Genomic DNA, 20980 nt, shown 5'->3' with positions numbered 1-20980 from the left:
CGCGAAAAATCCTGCTGCGCGCGGAACACATTATCAGAATCTTTCAGAAATTCAAAAGAAATACTACATAGATATCAAACTATCGCGGATCATCGCAGACCAAAAAAAACCCCGCGGACGATGCGTCCGCGGGGTTTTCATACTGACGACGGCGCTGAGTTTTACAGGGCGCCGGTCAGTTCAGGTACGACCTGGAACAGGTCGCCCACCAAGCCATAATCGGCCACGCCGAAAATCGGGGCTTCGGGATCCTTGTTGATGGCCACGATGACCTTCGAATCCTTCATGCCGGCCAAATGCTGGATGGCGCCGGAAATACCAACGGCCACGTACAGCTGCGGCGCAACGATCTTGCCGGTCTGGCCCACTTGCCAGTCGTTCGGCGCATAGCCGGCGTCGACGGCGGCGCGCGAGGCACCCAGGGCGGCGCCCAGCTTGTCCGCCAACGGGTCCAGGATCTTGAAGTTCTCGGCGCTGCCCAAACCACGGCCGCCCGAAACCACGACGCGAGCGCCGGCCAGTTCGGGGCGATCGCTCTTGGCGACTTCACGGCCCACGAAGGTGGACTTGCCCGAATCCGCCACGGCAGCCACGTCTTCCACAGCGGCCGAACCGCCCTGCGCGGCAACGGCGTCAAAGCCCGTCGTGCGCACGGTGATGACCTTGACGGCGTCGGCCGATTGCACGGTGGCAATGGCGTTACCCGCGTAGATGGGGCGCTGGAACGTGTCGGCCGATTCCACGCCGATGATGTCGGAAATCTGCGCGACGTCGAGCTTGGCAGCCACGCGCGGCGCCACGTTCTTGCCCGACGCGGTGGCCGGGAACAAGATGTGGCTGTAGTTGGAGGCCACGGCCAGCACTTGCGCCGCGACGTTTTCCGCCAGGCCGTCAGCCAGTTGCGGCGCGTCGGCCAACAGGACCTTGGCGACGCCTGCGGCGGCAGCGGCTTGGTCGGCCACCGCACGCGCATTGGCGCCGGCGACCAGCACGTGCACGTCGCCTCCGATCTTGGCGGCGGCGGCGACGGCGTTCAGGGTTGCGCCCTTGAGCTGGGCGTTATCGTGTTCGGCAATAACCAGCGTCGTCATGTTCAGACCACCTTCGCTTCGTTCTTGAGTTTGTCCACCAGGGCCGCAACGTCGGCCACCTTGATGCCGGCCTTGCGGGCGGGCGGCTCGCTGACCTTCAGCGTCTTCAGGCGCGGCGCGGGATCAACACCCAGTTCTTCGGGCGTGACGGTGTCCAACTGCTTCTTCTTGGCCTTCATGATGTTGGGCAGCGTGACGTAACGCGGCTCGTTCAGGCGCAGGTCGGTGGTGACGATGGCCGGCAGCGTCAGCGTCAGCGTTTCCAGCCCGCCGTCCACTTCACGCGTGACCGTGACCTTGCCGTCGGCCAGTTCAACCTTGCTGGCGAACGTAGCTTGCGGCCAGTCCAGCAGCGCGGCCAGCATCTGGCCGGTTTGGTTGGCGTCATCATCGATGGCTTGCTTGCCAAGGATCACCAGTTGCGGCTGCTCTTTATCGACCAAGGCCTTCAACAGCTTGGCGACGGCCAGCGGCTGGAGTTCGGCATCGGTCTGAACCAGCACGCCACGATCGGCGCCAATGGCCATGGCGGTGCGCAGCGTCTCCTGGCATTGCGCAACGCCGCAAGAAACCGCCACGACTTCAGCGACGGCACCCTTCTCTTTGAGCCGGGTCGCTTCTTCGACGGCGATTTCGTCAAAGGGGTTCATGGACATCTTCACATTGGCGATATCCACGCCAGTCTGATCCGACTTGACGCGCACCTTGACGTTGTAGTCAACGACGCGCTTGACAGGTACCAACACCTTCATCCCGCTGCCTCCAAATGGAAATAAATACCCGGCATGCGCCGGGATCGCATTGCACAATTTTTTCCTGATTCTACAGCTTCGCCAGCGCTCGTATATGCGCAACGACACTGCGTCCCAGTGCAGATAAGTTGTAACCACCTTCAAGCGTGCTGACGATCCGGCCCTGACTGTGCCGTTCAGCCACCTCGACCAGCTGCTCGGTGATCCAGGCGTAGTCGGCCTCGACCAGGCCCATCTGGCCCATGTCGTCTTCCCGATGCGCATCGAATCCGGCCGACACCAGAATCAGTTCCGGGCGGAAAGCTTCAAGCCGGGGCAGCCACTGGTCGGTGACGATCGTCCTGACCGCCGGCCCCACGGTATACGCCGGCACGGGCACGTTCAGCATGTTGTCCGCGGGCTGGTCGGCGCCGCTGTTGGGAAAGAGCGGATGCTGAAAAAAGCTGCACATCAGCACGCGCTCGTCGCCCGCGAAGACGTCCTCGGTGCCGTTGCCGTGGTGCACGTCGAAATCAACGATGGCCACGCGCGACAGGCCATGAAAGTCCAACGCATGGCGCGCTGCGATCGCGACGTTGTTCAAAAAGCAGAAACCCATGGCCTGCGAACGGCAGGCGTGATGCCCGGGCGGACGCACCGCGCAGAACGCCGTGCGGGCTTCGCCACCCATGACGGCATCCACCGCCGCGACCCCCGCGCCCGCCGCGTACAGGGCCGCTTCGTAGGTGTGGGGATTCATCAGCGTATCGGGATCGATTGGGTAATACCCTTGGTCCGGCGTATGTTCGCGCAAACTGTCCAGATACTGGACGGTGTGCACGCGCAAAATGTCGTGGCGCGACGCCTGCGGCGCTTGCCGGTCGTCCAGATAGGGCATCAGGCCGCTGGCCAATAGCTGGTCGGAAATGGCATCCAGCCTCTGCGGGCTTTCGGGGTGCCAACTGCCCATTTCATGCAAGCGGCAAGCCGGGTGGGTAAGATACATGGTCTCCATAAGGAAGATTATGTTCATCTGTCGGCGATTACTGCAACTCGGAACGCTTTCCGCCCTGCTGGCGGGCTGCTCCACCACCGCCCCCTCTGCTCCAAATACCCTTTCGGCCCAGCCCGCGGCCGCTTCCGCAAACGCCGCTATCCGCATCGGACCCGCCACGCCGACACCCGGCTCCGAGTTGCCGGATGACGCCCCTGCCACGCTGACCGCCACCGGCGCGCTGCGTCCGGAAGTGCGCAGCTTCGTGCAGGATCTGGCGGCCGAACGCCAATTGCCGCTGGACCCGATGGTCAAGGCGTTGGAAAGCTCGCGCTACAACGCCACGGTATCCAGGCTGATCGCGCCGGCGCCGCCGGGCAAGAAAATCTGGCGCAGCTGGCTGACGTATCGCTCGCGCTTCGTGGAACCCAAGCGCATCGGCTGGGGTGTCGAGTTCTATAACGAAAACCGCGACCTGCTCAATCAGGCCGCCCAGCGCTTTGGCGTGCCGGCCCCCATCATCGCGTCCATCATCGGCGTCGAAACCCTGTACGGCCGCAACATGGGCAACTTCCGGGTGCTGGACGCGCTGGCGACGCTGGCCTTTGACTATCCCGATGCCAACAAGCCCGAGCGCGCCGCGATGTTCCGGGGCCAACTGGCCGACTTCCTGACGCTGGTCATGAAAGACAAGCTGGATCTTGAAACGCAGGGCTCGTACGCGGGCGCAATCGGCATGCCGCAGTTCATGCCCACCAGCATCATGCATTACGCGGTGGACGGCGACGACAACGGCCATATCGACCTGACCAATAACACGCAGGACGCGATCATGTCCGTGGGCAGCTTCCTGGCGCAGCACGGCTGGCAGCGCGGCTTGCCCGTGTTTGCACCGGTGGTGTTGCCGGCGGACCCCACCGCTTTGGTCGACGGCGGTCTTGAACCCAAACAAACCTGGGGCACCCTGTCGGCAGCCGGCGCGCGCTTGCAGCCGGGCGCCAGCAGCAATGGCTGGGGCACCCAACCGCTGGGGGTGGTGGACCTGGTCGAGGAAGCGCGCGGCACGGCGCAATACCGGGTCGGCACGCCCAACTTCTTCGCGCTGACCAAGTACAACCGCAGCTACTTCTACGCGACGTCGGTGGCGGACCTGGCGTACGAGATCGAAGCCCGCGTCACGCGCTGATCTGCCCGTCCGGAAACGAAAATGCCCCGTCGGGATGAACGGGGCATTTTTTTATTGTGGGGCTGCATGCGCCCCGCCACTGCCGTGCGTGATCAGTTGAAAACGCCCGTGGACAGGTAGCGGTCGCCGCGGTCGCAAACGATGAACACGATGGTGGCGTCGTTGACTCTTTCCGCGACACGCAAGGCGGCCACCAGCGCACCAGCGGACGAAATTCCGCCAAAGATGCCTTCTTCGGCAGCCAGCCGGCGCGCCATGGTTTCAGCTTCCGATTGCTCGATGGATTCGTAGGCGTCCACGCGGCTACGGTCGAAAATCTTGGGCAGATAGGCCTCGGGCCACTTGCGGATACCCGGGATCTGCGAGCCCTCGGCCGGCTGTGCGCCGACGATCTGCACGGCGGGGTTGCGGGATTTCAGGTAAGTCGACACCCCCATGATCGTGCCCGTGGTGCCCATGGCGCTGACGAAATGCGTGATGCGCCCTTCGGTTTGCGTCCACAGTTCGGGGCCGGTGGTTTCCACGTGCGCGCGGGGGTTGTCGGGGTTGGCGAACTGGTCCAGTACCACGCCCCGGCCGTCGGCCTGCATTTCGGTGGCCAGATCGCGGGCGTATTCCATGCCGCCCTTGTCTGCGGGCGTCAGGATAAGCTCGGCGCCGTAGGCGGCCATGGCCGCCCTGCGCTCCACGGACAGGTTGTCGGGCATGATCAAGATCATGCGGTACCCCTTCATCGCCGCCGCCATGGCCAGCGCGATGCCGGTATTGCCGCTGGTAGCCTCGATCAGGGTATCGCCTGGCTTGATGTCGCCACGCGCTTCGGCGTGCTGGATCATCGACAAGGCCGGGCGGTCCTTCACGGAACCGGCGGGATTATTGCCTTCCAGCTTGGCCAGGATGACGTTGCCACGCGCGTCGCCCGCGGCACCGGGAATGCGCTGCAAACGCACCAGCGGCGTATTGCCGACGGTCTGCTCGATAGTGGGATAGGTAGTAGTCATGCAAAAGATAATAACTCTGCCTGGCGCCGGGCGCGGGCAAAAGCCGCGCTCTCGCCAGGGGTTAGCCGCCGACCCGCCTCGTCAGGGTCGGGCAGGCGCCGGTGCCGTGCTGGGTGTGCCCTTGGCCGGTTTGGCAGTGGGCGCCGCCCCGCCCTGGCTCTGGCTTTGGCCCGATCCTGCCGCGCCGTCGCCCTCGCCCACCTGCAAGCCCGCCGCCTTCAAGGCTTGCGCTTTTTTCTCGCCAATGCCGCGCACGCGCTCGGCCAGATCTTCGAACGAATCGAAGCGGCCGCCGCGATCGCGTTCATTGATGATGATCTCGGCCGTGCGCGGGCCGATGCCGCGGATGGTCTCCAGCTGTTGCGCGGTGGCCTGGTTGACGTCCACCGCCCGGGCTTCTGGCGCCGTGAAGCCCAGCGCGGCGCTCACCAGCATGACGCCCAGCACGTGTTGCCACAGGCGGCGCCCCTTGTGTGCGCCAGCCGGCGCCTGCGGCAAGCGCGCTTTGCGCCACGGCATGGACACGCCGCGACGGACGATGGCGGGTACAAGAAAAGGGTTCATTAGGGTCTCCGGAAAATAAGGGTGCGGCGAATGCCGAACCACCCCCGGATCATGGACGTTTGCCCTGCCTGCGGGCCGCGCAGTGAACGGATTGATCCACCTCGGAAACTACGGGTGCAAAAAAAGGCCACCCTGAAGGGTGGCCTGGATTTCGCTCGGTGCGCGGCGTAGGGCCGCGCTTGGGTAGCCCGTTTCAGCGGCGTGCGCGCCAGTAGCGCACGTACTCGGCAACACCAGTCTGCACGTCTCGCATCGGCGCATGGAAGCCGGCGGTGCGCAGCTGGGTGACGTCCGCCTGCGTATAGCTTTGGTAGCGGCCCTTCAGGTCTTCCGGGAACGGGATGTAGCGGATCAGATCCAGCTCGACCAACTGCGCCAACGTCAGCTCGGCCTCGCCGCGTTCGGCACGCAACGTGTTCACCACGGCGGCGGCCACGTCATTGAAGGGCTGCGCCCGACCCGTGCCGCAATTGAAGATGCCGGATTGATCGGGATGGTCCAGAAAATGCAGGTTGACCGCCACGACGTCTTCAACCGAGATGAAATCGCGGCTTTGGCCACCGTCCACATAACCGTCCCAGCCCGCGAACAGACGCACATGGCCGTGTTCCAGAAACTGGTTCATGTTGTGGAACGCCACCGAGGCCATGCGGCCCTTGTGCTGTTCGTGCGGGCCATAAACGTTGAAATAACGCAGGCCGACCACCTGCGCGGTCAGGCTGTCCATGCGCTTGCGCAATACCTGATCGAACAACAGCTTGGAGTACCCGTAGACGTTCAGCGGCCCTTCGTTGGCCGGGTCCTCGACGTAGACGGACGAGCCGCCATAGACGGCGGCGGACGAGGCATACAGGAAGGGAATGCGTCGCGTCTGGCAGAACTCGAACAGTTCAAGCGTGACGCGGTAGTTGTTGTCCATCATGTAGCGGCCGTTGCGCTCGGTGGTGTCCGAGCAGGCGCCCTGATGCAACACCGCGCGCACGGCGGGCAGGCTGCCGTCGGCCACGCGGCGGCGGAAGTCGTCCTTGTCCATGTACTCGGCGATCTGGCAGTCGACCAGGTTGACGAACTTGTCGCCTTCGGTCAGGTCGTCGACCGCGATGATGTCATGGATGCCACGGCGGTTAAGCCCGCGCACCAGGTTGCTGCCGATGAAGCCCGCGGCTCCGGTTACGACGATCATGAAATTTCTCCTGCGAGTTCCGCGGCGGTGACGACGGAGGTGCCCAACTTGCCCACGGCGATGCCGCCGGCCTTGTTGGCCCAGCCCATCGATTCGGCCCACGGCAAGCCAATGGCGCGCGACACCGCCAGCGTGGCCAATACCGTATCGCCGGCACCGGACACGTCGAACACTTCGTGCGCCTGCGCATCGATGTGGTCACGTCCCGCATCGGTAAACAATGTCATGCCCTGCTCGGACCGTGTCACCAGCAGGGCTTCAAGATCCAGATCGGAGCGCAGGCGTTGCGCGCGATCGGTAAGTTCAGCTTCGGAATTCCAGCGGCCCACGGCCTGCTGCATTTCGGCCCGGTTGGGCGTGACCAGGGTCGCGCCACGATAGCGCGAATAGTCGTCGCCCTTGGGGTCCACCAGCACCGGTATGCCTGCATGGCGCGCCATGGAGACCAACGTTTCGACGCGGGTCAGCACGCCCTTGGCGTAGTCGGACAACACCAGCACATCGTGGTTGGCCAGATGACGCGCCAGCGCGGCGTCCACGCTGTCCAGGGCGGCTTGCTCGGGATGCTGCTCGAAGTCCACGCGCAGCAATTGCTGCTGACGGCCCAGCACGCGCATCTTCAACGTGGTGTGCAGCGAGGGGTCGGCAATCAGATCGGCACGGATGCCGGCTTCGGCGGACAAGCGGCGGATGCTGTCGCCCGCCTCGTCCTCGCCCAGCACGCCCACCAGCGTCACCTGCCCGCCCAGCGCCGCGACGTTGCGCGCGACGTTGGCGGCGCCGCCCAGGCGGTCTTCACGGCGCGCGACCCGCACCACGGGCACCGGTGCTTCCGGCGAGATGCGTTCGACTTCGCCAAACCAGTAGCGGTCCAGCATCACGTCGCCCACGACAAGGACGCGGCTTTGGGAAATGGCTTCGGCGGGAAAAGGCTTCATTCAAGTTCTTCCAGGCGGCGCGGCGCGTAGGTCTCCCAGGCGTTGCAGCCGGGACATTGCCAGTAAAAACGACGCGCTTGAAATCCGCAACTACGACACGCATAGCGGTCCAGGCGTTGCGTATGCTTGTGAATCAGGCTGCGCAGCAGCGTCAGGTCGGCGCCAGGCACCGGCCCGCCTTCGGCGCCGCTTTCCGGGTTGGCCAGTTCGGCTTCCAGCAGGCGGTCCAGGCCGAGCAAGGACGGATGGCTGCGCAACGCACCGCGCGCGAACGCCCACGCCACGTCCGCCCCCTGCTGCACGCGCAGTTCGCGAAACACCACGTTGAACAGGTCCAGCGACGCGTGCCGTTGATATTGCTTGAGCAGGAAATCAAGCCCCGCCACGACCTGATTGGCGGCGCGATAGTTGGCCAGGAGCGGCTCGGCCACCAGCCCGGCGAATTCCGGCGCGTCGGTCATGACCGATTCCAGATAAAGCCGCTCGCGCTTGGGGTCCTGTTCCAGCGACGCCAGGCGCGCACGCAGCATCGCCGTGCGCACCTTGGCGCCCTTGCCCACCGCCGCATCGGTGGTGGACAAGGCATGGTCGGCGGCGTCCAGCGCTTTGTGCGCCGCGTCCACGTCGGCCGGCTTGGCCGACAGCGCGGTCTGCGCCTGCTCGCAGTAGTAATGCACGATTTGCGGGACAGGTTCATCGACCAGGCCCTGCAAGGTCTTGACCGCTTCGATCGCGCGCGGCCAGTCGTGTTCGGATTCAAAGATACGGATCAAGGAGCGCAGCGCCGGCAAGGCGTAGCGCGTGTCCTTGAGCTGTTCGAAACCGCTTTCGGCGCGGTCCAGCATGCCGGCCTTCAGGAAGTCCTGCGCCAGTTCATGCTGCGCATGTTCACGCTCGGCCTCAGGCAGATCGGAACGGCTGAGCAAGCTTTGATGCACGCGGATGGCGCGTTCCATTTCGCCACGGCGACGGAACAGGCTGCCCAGCGCGAAGTGCAGTTCGGTTGTTTCCGGGTCTAGCTTGGCCACTTCGACGAAGGCGTCGATGGCACGGTCTGGCTCTTCGTTGAGCAGGAAGTTCAGCCCGCGGAAATAGGAATCGGGCAGGCTGCGCGTTTCGCGAAGCATTTGCCGGATGTCAAAACGCGCGGCCAGCCAGCCCAGCGCGAACAACACCGGCACGAAAATCAGCCACCAAGGTTCAAAATCCACGTTTCGGGCTCTTGCTGTTATTCAGTGCGGGATGCGAGTGCGGCACGTACAGTGATCGGCGCGCCATCAAAGCGGCGACATCGGGGCAACGGCTTCGGGGGGCACGACGGGCGTGGTGCCGTTGACAGCGGCCTGGACGCGGTCCAGTTCGCGGCGCAAGCGCATGGCCTCGCGGCGGCGGCGCATGGCGGCGGGCACAGTCAGCAACAGGCCGAACAACGCGCCGGCAACGAACACGACCAGCATCACGACAATCAGCGGCACATCTTGCACGACATAGTCAGCGTAGAACTTCACGGCGACCGGGTCGGTGTTCTTCAAGGCGAACATCAACACCGCAATAAACACGAGCAATCGCAGGGCCCAGACTAGATAGCGCATGACGCATGCTCCAGAGAATTCAAGACTGCCAATTGTAAGCGACGTCTTAAGCGTCCAAGAAAAAAAATCCCCGCAAAAGCGGGACGAATCCCAAGCGGAAAAAACAAAGCCCCTTGATTTCTCAAGGGGCCTGTTCTCGGTCCGATCTGCCCGTAGGCAGCCTTACTAGCCGATTCGTCAGTGCATGGCGTGCAAACTTGCCATTGACGTCATCGGTTCACCCGATCCAGAAGACTGGGCGTCCTCGTCATTGCCGCCGACCAGGTCAACCCGTTCGCGCAATTCCTTGCCTGCCTTGAAGTGCGGTACCTGTTTACCAGGCACCAGCACCTGTTCGCCGGACTTCGGATTGCGGCCGATGCGGGGAGACCGCTGCGACAACGAGAAGCTGCCAAAGCCGCGGATCTCGATGCGCTGACCCGAGGCCAGGGCCTGGGTCATCGCATCCAGCACGGTCTTGACGGCGTAATCGGTGTCGCGGGCGGCCAGCTGAGGATAGCGGGCCGCCAAGGCGGCGATCAGCTCCGACTTGGTCACGAATTAACCGTCGTTGCGCTGTTGGTCCAGCTTGGCCTTCAGCAGCGCGCCGAGGTTGGTGGTGCCGGACGAAGCGCTGGCGTCGGACATGCGCTGGATCGTATCGGCGGTCTCGGCGTTGTCACGGGCCTTGATCGACAGCTGGATCGAACGCGTCTTGCGGTCGATGTTGACGATCATGGCTTCGATGTTGTCGCCGGCGTTCAGCACGGTGGTGGCATCTTCAACGCGACCCGAAGAGATCTCGGAAGCGCGCAGGTAGCCTTCAACGTCCACGGACAGCGTGACAACAGCGCCCTTGGCTTCGACGGACTTGATGGTGCCCGGAACAACCGCGCCCTTGTCAAACGTGGCGACGAAGTTGTTGAAGGGGTCGCCTTCCAGCTGCTTGATGCCCAGCGAGATGCGTTCCTTGTCGGTATCGATGCCCAGAACCACGGCTTCGATCTCGTCGCCCTTCTTGAAGTTGCGCACGGCTTCTTCGCCCGTTTCCGTCCACGACAGATCGGACAGGTGAACCAGGCCGTCGATGCCGCCAGGCAGACCAACGAACACGCCGAAGTCGGTGATCGACTTGATGGCGCCGCGGACCTTGTCGCCGCGCTTGAAGTTCGTGGCGAACTCTTCCCACGGGTTTTGACGGCACTGCTTCATGCCCAGCGAGATACGACGACGGTCTTCGTCGATTTCCAGGACCATGACTTCGACTTCTTCGCCCAGGGTAACAACCTTGCGCGGGTCGACGTTCTTGTTGGTCCAGTCCATTTCGGACACGTGGACCAGGCCTTCGATGCCAGCTTCGACTTCGACGAACGCGCCGTAGTCGGTCAGGTTCGTGACCTTACCGAACAGGCGGGTGCCTTGCGGGTAGCGACGAGCCAGGCCCACCCACGGGTCTTCGCCCAGCTGCTTGACGCCCAGCGAGACGCGGCTCTTTTCCTGGTCGAACTTGAGGACCTTGGCTTCGACTTCTTGACCCACTTGCAGGACTTCGGACGGGTGACGCACACGACGCCATGCCATGTCGGTGATGTGCAGCAGGCCGTCGATGCCGCCCAGGTCAACGAACGCGCCGTAGTCGGTGATGTTCTTGACCACGCCCTTGACCACAGCACCTTCGTGCAGGGTTTCGAGCAGCTTTTGACGCTCTTCGCCCATGCTAGCTTCCAGCACTTGGCGACGCGACAGCACAACGTTGTTGCGCTTGCGGTCGAGCTTGATGACCTTGAATTCGAGGGTCTTGCCTTCGTACGGGGTGGTGTCCTTGACCGGACGCAGATCCACCAGCGAACCGGGCAGGAACGCGCGGATGCCGTTGGTCATGACGGTCAGGCCGCCCTTCACCTTGCCGGTGATGGTGCCGGTAACCAGCTCGCCGTTTTCCAGGGCCTTTTCCAGTTGCAGCCAGGCCGACAGGCGCTTGGCGCGGTCACGCGACAGGATGGTGTCGCCGTAGCCGTTTTCCAGGGAATCGATGGCCACCGAGACGAAATCGCCGGGTTGCACTTCGAGCTCGCCCTGGTCATTCAGGAACTCTTCCAGGGGGATCAGCGCTTCGGACTTCAGGCCGGCGTTGACGACGACGAAATTATGGTCGACGCGCACGACTTCGGCGCTGATGACCTCGCCGGACTTCATGTCCTGGCTCTTGAGGCTTTGTGCGAAAAGGTCGGCGAAACTTTCGCCGCCGGTGGCGGTAGTGGAAACGGAAGACATGGGGTTGAAATCCATTGGGCCGAAATGGCCGTTAAGAACACACCGCAGCGGATTGCCCGCCACAGTGGAGTCAAAATACCTGCCTGCCGGTTTGCCCTGCGGGGTGGCCCGTGGGGGTTGCGCCTGGCGAGGACAGGGCCTAATCAAATAAAACTAGGCCCGGACGTTGTACGTTCGTAATACGTTGTACCGTCCGGGCGATTTTGCAGCGCAGAATCCGACAAATCGGCTAATTGCCTGGGCTATAGCCTCAGCTATCTGCCTTATTGCCGGCCTGCTGCCAAAAATCCAGTATTGCCTGCACCGTTTCTGCAATCGTCAAATCAGAGGAATCCAGTACGTGTGCGTCTGCTGCGGGAGCCAGCGGCGCCGTGGCGCGTTCGGTATCGCGGGCGTCTCGCTCGCGCATGTCTCGCAGAAGGTCGTCTAGATTAGCAGAAATTCCCTTTTCGATCAACTGCTTACGCCGCCTCTCGGCCCGGGCCACCACATCGGCAACCAGGAACACCTTCAGCGACGCGTCCGGGAAGACCACGGTGCCCATGTCGCGGCCGTCGGCGACCAGCCCGGGAGGCCGCCGAAACGCGCGCTGGCGCTCCAGCAGAGCCCGGCGCACGCCCGGAAACGCGGCGATACGAGAAGCGAAATTACCGACTTCCTCGCGCCGGATGTCGTGCCCGACATCGACGCCGGCCAGGTATACGTGCGGGCCGTCAAAGCGGACGTCCAGCGTTTCGGCCACGCGCGCCACACCGGGCTCATCGTCGACGGACACGCCTTGATTCAAGGCTGCCAGGGCGGTCAGGCGGTACAGCGCGCCACTGTCCAGCACGGCCCATCCCAGCGCCTTGGCAACGCGATGAGCCACCGTGCCCTTGCCGGACGCGGTGGGGCCATCGATCGTGATGACGGCGGCAAAAGAGTCAGTCAATGAAGAGGAAGTCATGGTGAAAGTGCGCTAGGCCGACACGAGGCTTGCGTAAACATCAAAATAACCCGGGAACGTCTTGCTGACGCAACCCGGGTCCAAAATTCGAACGGCGGCGGGCCCGAAAGCCGCCAATGAAAAGCACATGGCCATGCGGTGATCGTCCCAGGTGCCGATGTGCGCGTCGCGCCAGGCGTCCTGGGCCGGCGGGATGACCCGCAGCCAATCGGGCCCGGATTCCACCGTTGCCCCCAGCTTTTCAAGCTCGGTCTGCATCGCATGGATGCGGTCCGTTTCCTTGACGCGCCAGCTGCCGATGTTACGCAGCCGGCAAGGGCCGTCGGCATACAAGGCCAGCGCCGCAGCCGTCATGGCCGCGTCCGGAATCAGGTTGAAGTCGGTATCGAAGGCCTTCAGACGCGCCCCGTCCGCCACGCTTACGCCGGCAACCTCGATCCAATCGGGCCCGTAGGTGACCGTGGCGCCCATTTGCGCCAGCGTGTCGGCGAAGGCGACATCGCCCTGAATGCTGTCCGCGCCCACGCCAGTCACGCGCAGCGGGCCGCCGCCGATCGCGCCCAGCGCAAGAAAGTAGGACGCTGTCGAGGCATCGCCTTCGACCGCGATCTGGCCCGGGCTGCGGTAGCCCGCCCCGCCTTCGATTACGAACCGGCTCCAGCCGTCGCGCTGCACCTGCACGCCAAACCGCGCCATCAGGTTCAGCGTGATTTCGATGTAAGGCTTGGAGATCAGCTCGCCCACCACTTCGATGGTCACGGGCTTGCCACTGCTGCCGGCCTGCAACGGCGCGGCCAGCAACAAGGCCGTCAGGAACTGACTGGAAACGGAGCCCTGCACGCGCGTAACCGCCTCGTCGGCGATCTGGCCGCGGCCGATATGCAGCGGCGGATAGCCGGGCTGGCCCAGATAATCGATGCGGGCGCCCAGCGCATTCAGGGCATCCGCCAGATCACCGATGGGCCGTTCATGCATGCGCGGCACGCCCGACAGTCGGTAGTCACCGCCCATCAGCGCCAACGCGGCGGTCAGCGGACGGATCGCAGTGCCCGCATTGCCCATGAAAAGATCCGCGCTTTCCACCGGAAAACGACGCACGCCCTCTACCGTGACGCGACCGGCATCCAGGTCGGACACCTGCACGCCCAATTGGCGCAAGGCCCCAAGCATGACGCGCGTGTCATCGGAATCCAGCAGCCCGGTGATCAGCGTGCTGCCTTCGGCAATGGCCGACAACAGCAACACGCGGTTGGAAATGCTTTTTGAACCGGGCAAGGCCATTACGCCGTGCGCCTGCCGCACGCGCGGCAGGTCCAGATAAGGCAAAGCGCCCATGTCAGTTACTCCTGTTGCCACTTGCGGCGCGCCTGGGCCGCAGTGTCCAGCAAAGCCAGCAAGGCTGCGTCGTCGCCATTGGCAATGGCGCGTTCGGCTCGGTCCAGCACGGCGCGCACCTCGGCAAGCTCGGCCAGCATCGCGTCGCGATTGGATAAAAAGATATCGCGCCACATCTCGGGCGAACCCGCCGCGATGCGCGTGAAATCGCGAAACCCACTACCCGCCAGGTCAAGGCGCGTGCGGGCATCGGCGGCCGTGGCCACCTGCTTCATATAGACGGCGGACAGCAGATGCGGCAGGTGGCTGACCGACGCAAGCACGCGGTCGTGCGCGTCGGCGTCCATGTCGATGACGCTGGCGCCGCAGGCTTGCCACGCACGACGCACCAGCGCGATGGACGCGGCGCTGTTCTGCGGCAACGGCGTCAAGATGACGGTGCGGCCGCGATACAGCGCGGCATCGGCGGCGTCGGGGCCCGTGCGCTCGGCGCCGGCAATCGGGTGCCCCGGCACGAAGCGCCCGATTTGCTCGCCCAACGCTTGGCGCGCCGCATCGACCACTTCGGCCTTGGTGCTGCCCGCATCGGTGACGACGGTGTTGGCGCCCAGATGGGGAAGCATCCGCGACAACACGTTTTTCAGGCCACCGACCGGTGTGGATAGAAGAACCAGATCCGCGTGTGCGGCGGCATCTTCGGCGCTGACCGCTTCGTCGATCAGTCCCAGCTCAACAGCGCGCGCCAGCGATGCGGCGTTACGCCCCACGCCCAGCACGCGCCCCACCTGCCCTGCCTGGCGCAGCGCGGCGGCAAACGAACCACCGATCAAGCCCACACCCACCACGGCCAATACAGGAATCAGGGGGCCAGCGGCCCCCTGATCGGAAGAAGGTAACGCGTCGTTCATGTGGCCAGGATGTCGGTCAGGGCATCAATAAAGCGGGCGTTCTCTTCAGGCAGCCCGATCGACACACGCAACCATTCCGGCAGGCCATCGCCCGCGACGGGACGAACGATTACGCCACGCTTGAGCAATTCCAGATTGATGCGGGGCGCGTCGCCCACGTGCACCAGCACGAAATTGCCGAAGCTGGGCACATAGCGCAGCCCAAGCCGATCGAAGGCGGTGCAAAGCTGCGCCTTGCCCGACTTGTTCGATGCGTAGGCTTCTTCCAGGTAGGCGGCATCGCCCAAGGCGGCGATCGCCGCTGCCTGTGCCAACGTGTTCACGTTGAACGGCTGACGCACGCGATTAAGCAAGTCGGTCAACGGCGGTTGCGACACCGAAAAACCCACCCGCAACCCCGCCAGCCCATAGGCCTTGGAGAACGTGCGAGAAATGATCAGGTTCGGGAAACGGCGTGCCAGCGCGGTGCTGTCGAAGCGATATTCCGGATCCAGGTATTCGTTGTAGGCCTCGTCCAGCACCACGGTGACGCGATCGCCGTGAGCGACGTGCACGCGCTCCAGGAAAGACGCAATCTTGTCGCCAGGCACGAACGTACCGGTGGGATTGTTCGGGTTGGCAATGAACAGCAAGCGCGTGTCGTCGGCAATGGCGTCGAACATGGCGTCAAGGTCATGACCGTAGTCTTTTGCCGGCACCACGATGTGGCGTGCACCGCGCGCTTGCGTGGCAAGCCGATAGACCGCAAACGAATGTTGCGCGTAGACGGCCGACGAACCCGGCTCCAGCAGCGCCAATGCCGCGATTTCCAGGATGTCGTTCGAGCCGTTGCCCAACGTAATCCAGTTCATCGGCACGCCATAGCGTTCGGCCAGCGCGGCCTTCAGATCGAAGCCGTTGGGGTCCGGATAACGCGCCAGGGACTCGGCTGCGGCCAACATCGCGGCGCGCGCCGACTTGGGCATGCCCAAGGGGTTTTCGTTAGAGGCCAGCTTGACGATGCCCGCCGGATCCAACCCGAATTCACGGGCCAGTTCTTCAATGGGCTTGCCCGCCTGATAGGGCGCAATGGCGCTGACGTGCGCCGGGGCAACGAGGGGCTTGGATGCGGTGGTCATGGTGTGGGCTCACGGCGCCGGGTACGAACCCAGCACCTTCAGGTAGGCAACCTGCGCCTGCAACGTGGCAAGCGCGCGCTGAACGTTCGGATCATTACGATGACCGAGGACGTCTACGTAAAAATAATATTCCCACTGGCCGGTGCGCGCCGGGCGCGACTCGAAGCGGGTCATCGACACGCCGTTGTCCGCCAGGGGCGCCAGCATTTCGTAGACGGCGCCGGCGCGGTTGGGCACGGCCAGGATCAGGCTGGTCTTGTCCTTGCCGCTGACCAGCGGCTGGATATTGCCGATGGCCAAGAACCGGGTGCGGTTGTGCGGATCGTCCTGGATGCCGGCCGCGATGACTTGAAGATTCCAGGCGGGCGCGGCCACTTCACCGGCAATCGCCGCGATGGTCGGGTCGCCCGCCGAGGCGCGCGCCGCTTCGGAGTTGCTGGACGCGGCAACCCGTTCCACATCGGGATAGTTGCGTGTCAGCCAACCCTGGCACTGCGCCAGCGCTTGCGGATGCGCGGAAATGGTCTTGATGCCGTCCATGGTGCCCGACTGCGACATCAGGCAATGGCGGATCACCAGCGAGCGCTCGCCCAGGATCGTCAGCGGCGTATTGAGCAGCAGATCCAGGCTGCGGTTGACGGCGCCTTCGGTGGAGTTTTCCACCGGCACCATGCCCACATCGGCCTGCCCGCCCTCGACGGCGCGGAACACCTCGTCAAACGACGCGCAAGGCAGCTTCTGAACGGCGTGGCCAAAATGCTCCAGCGCCGCCTGCTCGGAAAACGAACCTTGCGGGCCCAGGTAGGCAACTGTCATGCCACGTTCCAGGCCTCGGCAGGCCGAGATGATTTCGGTCCAGACCGACGCCACGCCCGCATTCGGAAACGGGCCGGGGTTGATCTGCTGCAAGCGGCGGATGACTTCGGCCTCGCGCTCGGGGCGCAGCACCGGGCCATCGGCTTGCGCGGCGTGCTTGGCTTCGCCGACTTCCAGTGCGGCGCGGGCGCGCTGCGACAGCAGGTCGAGGATCTGCGCGTCCAGCGCATCGATGCGTTCGCGCAAGGGGCGCAACTTGCGTTGCAGGTCTTCATCCATAGCGGCGCTCGAATTCCTTCAGGTACTCGACCAACGCTTCAACCCCCGCAAGAGGTACGGCGTTGTAGATGGACGCGCGCATGCCGCCCACGCTCTTGTGACCCTTCAGTTGGGTCAGCCCCGCCGCATCGGCGCCTTGCAGGAAGGTGTCGTTGAGCGATTCGTCGCGCAGCACAAACGGCACGTTCATGCGCGAACGCACGGGCGCGTGAATGGGATTGCGGTAGAACCCACTGCTGTCCAGGTAGCCGTACAGCAGATCGGCCTTGGCCTTGTTGGCGGCTTCCATGCCCGCCACGCCGCCGTTGGCCTTGACCCACTTGAACACCAGGCCGGCGACATAGATCGCGAAGGTAGGCGGCGTGTTGTAGCGCGAATGTTCGGCGGCCACGTTGGCGTAGTCGAACGCCGACGGGCAGATGGGCAAGGCGTGGCCGATCAGGTCGCGGCGGGCGATGACCATGGTCACGCCTGCCGGGCCTGCGTTTTTCTGCGCGCCGGCATACACCATGCCGCAGCGCGTGATGTCCATGGGCCGGGACAGGAAATGCGACGACGCATCCACCACCAGCGGCACATCGGGCGCGCCCAGCGCGGCGGTGTCGGGCCAGCCCATGAACTCGACGCCGCCAATCGTTTCGTTGCTGCAAAGATGCAGGTAGGCCGATTCCTGGCGCACGTTCCAGGTGTCGACCGGCGGCACCCAGGTCAACGGCGCCTGCTCGCGGCCATCCAGCTGGATGGCTTGCTCGCTGCTGGCCGCCACGTGGGTGCTGCCGTAGCGAGCCGCTTCCTTGTACGAACGCTTGGACCAATGGCCCGTCACGACGAAGTCGGCGGCCGGCGTGCCGCGGCGCCCCATGAGATTCATGGGGACGATGGCGTTCTCCCCGGAACCCCCGCCTTGCATGAACATGACCGCGTAATCAGCGGGCAAGCCCAGCAGATCGCGCAAATCGGATTCGGCTTCGTCGCAGATCTGCACGAAGTGCTTGCCGCGATGGGACATTTCCATCACCGACATGCCACTGCCATGCCAATCCAGCATCTCAGCTGCTGCTTGCTGCAATACCACCTCGGGCAAGGCCGAGGGGCCTGCCGAGAAGTTCCAGGGGCGGGCCATTATTGCTCCGTAGGTTCCGTCGAATCCGTCGAGTCCGCTGCGCCGTTGCTATCGTCGCCGCCTTCCGCCTGACCGTCTTCGGCCTGGACGTCGTCGTCCAGTTCGCCGTCGTCGTCCGCGTCGCTTTCCACAACACGACGCACGCCGGACAGCGTGCTGCCGTCGTCAACGTTGATCAGCGTGACGCCCTGCGTAGCGCGGCCCATTTCGCGGATTTCCGCGACACGGGTACGCACCAGCACGCCGCCGGTGGTGATCAACATGATTTCGTCGGTCGGGTTGACCAGCACCGCGCCCACCACCTTGCCGTTACGCGAGGTGGTCTGAATGGCGATCATGCCCTTGGTGCCACGGCCGTGGCGCGTGTATTCGCCGATCGGGGTGCGCTTGCCGTAACCGTTTTCGGTTGCGGTCAACACGGTCTGCGTTTCGTCGCCGGCCACCAGCAGCGCGATGACGGTCTGCGTTTCTTCCAGCATCATGCCGCGCACGCCGCGGGCGTTGCGGCCCATCGGACGGACGTCGTTTTCGTCAAAGCGCACGGCCTTGCCCGAATCCGAGAACAGCATGACGTCGTGCTTGCCGTCCGTGAGGTCGGCGCCGATGAGGTAGTCGCCGTCGTCAAGGTCCACGGCAATGATGCCGGCCTTGCGCGGGTTGGAGAAGTCGGACAGCGGGGTCTTCTTGACCGTACCGCGCGAGGTCGCCATGAAGACGTAGTGATCTTCGCTGAATTCCTTGACCGGCAGCACCACCGTGACCTTCTCGCCATCAGCCAGCGGGAACATGTTGACGATCGGCTTGCCGCGCGAGTTGCGCGTGCCTTGCGGCACTTCCCAGACCTTCAGCCAGTACACACGGCCACGGTTCGAGAAGCACAGGAGGTAATCGTGCGTGTTCGCGATGAACAGCTGGTCGATCCAGTCGTTTTCCTTCATCGCCGTGGCTTGCTTGCCGCGTCCACCGCGCTTTTGCGAACGGTATTCGGACAGCGGCTGGCTCTTGATGTAGCCACCGTGCGACAGGGTCACGACCATGTCGGTCGGCGTGATCAGGTCTTCGGTGTCGAGCTCGGTCGCATTCAGTTCGATTTCCGAACGGCGCGAATCCTTCGTGTTCGTCGAGAATTCGGCCTTGATGGCCTGAAGCTCGTCGCTGATGATGGTCGTGATGCGCTCGGGGCGTGCCAGGATGTCGAGCAGGTCGGCGATGGTGGACATGATGTCCTTGTATTCGCCAACGATCTTGTCCTGCTCAAGCCCGGTCAAGCGTTGCAGGCGCATGTTCAGGATTTCCTGAGCCTGCGTGTCGCTCAGACGGTACAGGCCGTCGCCTTGAAGACCGAACTCGTCGCCCAGGTCATCCGGACGGAAGGCCGCGCGGCCTCCCGGCGTGTCGCCATCGGCGCGCGAGAGCATGTCGCGAACCAGCGACGAATCCCACGATTTGGCCATCAATTCCTGGCGCGCGACGGGAGGCGTCGGCGCGGCCTTGATGATCGTGATGAAGTCGTCGATGTTTGCCAGCGCAACGGCCAGGCCTTCCAGCACGTGGCCGCGTTCGCGAGCCTTGCGCAACTGGAACACCGTGCGGCGCGTGACCACTTCGCGGCGATGCTGCAGGAAGTAGTCGATCATCTGCTTCAGGTTGAGCAGGCGCGGCTGGCCATCGACCAGTGCCACCAGGTTCATCCCGAAGGTGTCTTGCAACTGCGTATTCTTGTACAGGTTGTTCAGCACAACCTCGGGCACTTCACCGCGCTTGAGCTCGATGACCAGGCGCATGCCGTCCTTGTCGGACTCGTCGCGAATATCGGAGATGCCTTCGATCTTCTTGTCGTTGACGAGTTCGGCGATACGTTCCTGCAGCGTCTTCTTGTTGACCTGGTAGGGGATGGCGTCGATGACGATGGCTTGGCGGTTGCCCTTTTCCATGTCTTCGAAGTGCGTCTTGGCGCGCATGATGACGCGACCGCGACCCGTGCGATAACCCTCGCGCACGCCAGACATGCCGTAAATGATGCCGCCCGTGGGGAAGTCCGGCGCCGGGATGATCTCGATGAGTTCATCGACCGTGCAGGCCGGATTGCGCAGGCAGTACAGGCAGCCGTCGACCACTTCCTGCAAGTTGTGCGGCGGGATATTGGTGGCCATGCCCACGGCAATGCCAGAGCTGCCGTTCACCAGCAGGTTGGGCAGGCGCGAAGGCAACAGCAGCGGTTCTTGTTCGCTGCCGTCATAGTTGGGGCCGAAGTCCACCGTCTCCTGGTCGATGTCGGCCAGCAGCTCGTGGGCGATCTTCGCCAGGCGGATTTCGGTGTACCGCATCGCTGCGGCGTTATCGCCGTCGATGGAGCCGAAGTTACCTTGGCCGTCCACAAGCATGTAGCGCATGGAGAAATCCTGCGCCATGCGGACGATGGTGTCGTACACGGATTGGTCACCGTGGGGGTGGTATTTACCGATTACGTCCCCGACGATACGCGCCGACTTCTTGTAAGCGCGGTTCCAATCGTTGTTCAGCTCATGCATCGCGTAGAGCACGCGCCGGTGGACGGGCTTGAGCCCATCCCGCACATCCGGTAGCGCCCGCCCAACGATCACGCTCATTGCGTAATCGAGGTAACTGCGGCGCATCTCTTCTTCCAGCGAAACCGGAAGCGTCTCCTTGGCAAAGGAATCCATATATATAACGACAGAATCGTGTAAGGAGGAACCCGGGCCGGGTAAACAGGAAATTCTATCATTCGATTCCGTTCCCGTTTGCCCGGCTTGCTTGCGGTGTGCCGCAAGGCGTCGGCCCGGGTGGCCGGTCGGACAGGTCCTTGGACCGCCGGGCCACGCCCTCCGCCCCTGTTGTCAAAAACCAACATGGAAAACCGAACGAGCGCCGAAAACGCCGTATCCAGCATTAATGCGCCTC

The 20980-nt window shown here is 63.8% G+C and carries 19 protein-coding genes; 1 reads left to right on the top strand and 18 read right to left on the bottom strand.

Annotation, left to right across the window (positions count from 1 at the left end):
* Positions 1 to 161: 161 nt before the first annotated feature.
* From KYT87_RS07395 to KYT87_RS07385, 3 genes are all read right to left on the bottom strand, one after another.
* A complete protein-coding gene (locus tag KYT87_RS07395) occupies positions 162 to 1091 on the bottom strand; it encodes an electron transfer flavoprotein subunit alpha/FixB family protein (RefSeq protein WP_046802735.1) in 930 nt (309 codons plus the stop codon).
* Between the two features lie 2 nt (positions 1092 to 1093).
* Positions 1094 to 1843, bottom strand: coding sequence for an electron transfer flavoprotein subunit beta/FixA family protein (locus KYT87_RS07390; protein ID WP_046802734.1), 750 nt, complete (start codon positions 1841 to 1843; stop codon positions 1094 to 1096).
* 70 nt (positions 1844 to 1913) lie between these two features.
* Positions 1914 to 2837 carry a histone deacetylase family protein gene (locus KYT87_RS07385; RefSeq protein ID WP_082134324.1) on the bottom strand — a complete coding sequence of 308 codons (924 nt, stop codon included), beginning with the start codon at positions 2835 to 2837 and terminating at the stop codon, positions 1914 to 1916.
* Between the two features lie 10 nt (positions 2838 to 2847).
* Here KYT87_RS07385 and mltB point away from each other — a divergent pair, with 10 nt between their 5' ends.
* Entirely contained in the window at positions 2848 to 4002 is a 1155-nt protein-coding gene (gene mltB / locus KYT87_RS07380; protein WP_219991937.1) for a lytic murein transglycosylase B, read from the top strand.
* 92 nt (positions 4003 to 4094) lie between these two features.
* Here mltB and cysM read toward each other — a convergent pair whose 3' ends face one another.
* From cysM to gyrA, 15 genes are all read right to left on the bottom strand, one after another.
* Entirely contained in the window at positions 4095 to 5003 is a 909-nt protein-coding gene (gene cysM, locus KYT87_RS07375) for a cysteine synthase CysM (protein ID WP_046802732.1), read from the bottom strand.
* Positions 5004 to 5084: 81 nt separating this feature from the next.
* The gene (locus KYT87_RS07370; RefSeq protein WP_219991936.1) at positions 5085 to 5567 is read right to left on the bottom strand and encodes a DUF655 domain-containing protein; all 483 of its coding nucleotides are present in this window, start codon (positions 5565 to 5567) and stop codon (positions 5085 to 5087) included.
* Between the two features lie 193 nt (positions 5568 to 5760).
* Complete coding sequence (gene rfaD, locus KYT87_RS07365) at positions 5761 to 6750, bottom strand: ADP-glyceromanno-heptose 6-epimerase (RefSeq protein WP_046802731.1); 990 nt, start codon at positions 6748 to 6750, stop codon at positions 5761 to 5763.
* Entirely contained in the window at positions 6747 to 7688 is a 942-nt protein-coding gene (gene rfaE1, locus KYT87_RS07360) for a D-glycero-beta-D-manno-heptose-7-phosphate kinase (RefSeq protein WP_219991935.1), read from the bottom strand. Before rfaE1 ends, rfaD begins: the two co-directional genes overlap by 4 nt.
* On the bottom strand, positions 7685 to 8899 hold the full coding sequence (gene lapB, locus KYT87_RS07355) for a lipopolysaccharide assembly protein LapB (RefSeq protein WP_046802730.1): 1215 nt from the start codon (positions 8897 to 8899) through the stop codon (positions 7685 to 7687). Before lapB ends, rfaE1 begins: the two co-directional genes overlap by 4 nt.
* A 66-nt stretch (positions 8900 to 8965) precedes the next feature.
* The gene (locus tag KYT87_RS07350) at positions 8966 to 9280 is read right to left on the bottom strand and encodes a lipopolysaccharide assembly LapA domain-containing protein (RefSeq protein ID WP_006225143.1); all 315 of its coding nucleotides are present in this window, start codon (positions 9278 to 9280) and stop codon (positions 8966 to 8968) included.
* A gap of 177 nt (positions 9281 to 9457) precedes the next feature.
* A complete protein-coding gene (locus KYT87_RS07345) occupies positions 9458 to 9817 on the bottom strand; it encodes an integration host factor subunit beta (RefSeq protein WP_046802728.1) in 360 nt (119 codons plus the stop codon).
* A 3-nt stretch (positions 9818 to 9820) separates the two neighbouring features.
* Complete coding sequence (gene rpsA, locus KYT87_RS07340) at positions 9821 to 11533, bottom strand: 30S ribosomal protein S1 (RefSeq protein ID WP_046802876.1); 1713 nt, start codon at positions 11531 to 11533, stop codon at positions 9821 to 9823.
* 250 nt (positions 11534 to 11783) lie between these two features.
* Positions 11784 to 12479, bottom strand: a complete 696-nt coding sequence (gene cmk / locus KYT87_RS07335) for a (d)CMP kinase (RefSeq protein WP_104143140.1) — start codon at positions 12477 to 12479, stop codon at positions 11784 to 11786.
* Positions 12480 to 12491: 12 nt separating this feature from the next.
* A complete protein-coding gene (aroA, locus tag KYT87_RS07330; RefSeq protein ID WP_046802726.1) occupies positions 12492 to 13814 on the bottom strand; it encodes a 3-phosphoshikimate 1-carboxyvinyltransferase in 1323 nt (440 codons plus the stop codon).
* Positions 13815 to 13819: 5 nt separating this feature from the next.
* The gene (locus tag KYT87_RS07325) at positions 13820 to 14722 is read right to left on the bottom strand and encodes a prephenate dehydrogenase/arogenate dehydrogenase family protein (RefSeq protein WP_219991934.1); all 903 of its coding nucleotides are present in this window, start codon (positions 14720 to 14722) and stop codon (positions 13820 to 13822) included.
* Complete coding sequence (gene hisC / locus KYT87_RS07320) at positions 14719 to 15840, bottom strand: histidinol-phosphate transaminase (RefSeq protein ID WP_219991933.1); 1122 nt, start codon at positions 15838 to 15840, stop codon at positions 14719 to 14721. The genes KYT87_RS07325 and hisC overlap by 4 nt, the downstream gene beginning before the upstream one ends.
* A 9-nt stretch (positions 15841 to 15849) precedes the next feature.
* Positions 15850 to 16935: a prephenate dehydratase gene (pheA, locus tag KYT87_RS07315; RefSeq protein WP_046802723.1), complete on the bottom strand. Its 1086-nt coding sequence runs from the start codon at positions 16933 to 16935 to the stop codon at positions 15850 to 15852.
* Positions 16928 to 18058 (bottom strand): 3-phosphoserine/phosphohydroxythreonine transaminase, encoded by a 1131-nt coding sequence (serC, locus tag KYT87_RS07310; RefSeq protein WP_046802722.1) that lies wholly within the window; start codon positions 18056 to 18058, stop codon positions 16928 to 16930. Before serC ends, pheA begins: the two co-directional genes overlap by 8 nt.
* Positions 18058 to 20742 (bottom strand): DNA gyrase subunit A, encoded by a 2685-nt coding sequence (gene gyrA, locus KYT87_RS07305; protein ID WP_104143133.1) that lies wholly within the window; start codon positions 20740 to 20742, stop codon positions 18058 to 18060. The genes serC and gyrA overlap by 1 nt, the downstream gene beginning before the upstream one ends.
* Positions 20743 to 20980 lie beyond the last annotated feature (238 nt).

This window comes from Achromobacter sp. ES-001 (assembly GCF_019448355.1).
GTDB classification, from domain to species: domain Bacteria; phylum Pseudomonadota; class Gammaproteobacteria; order Burkholderiales; family Burkholderiaceae_B; genus Achromobacter; species Achromobacter spanius_B.
Note: the sequence above shows the minus strand (reverse complement) of the source record. Positions and strands in the feature narration are given on the sequence as shown.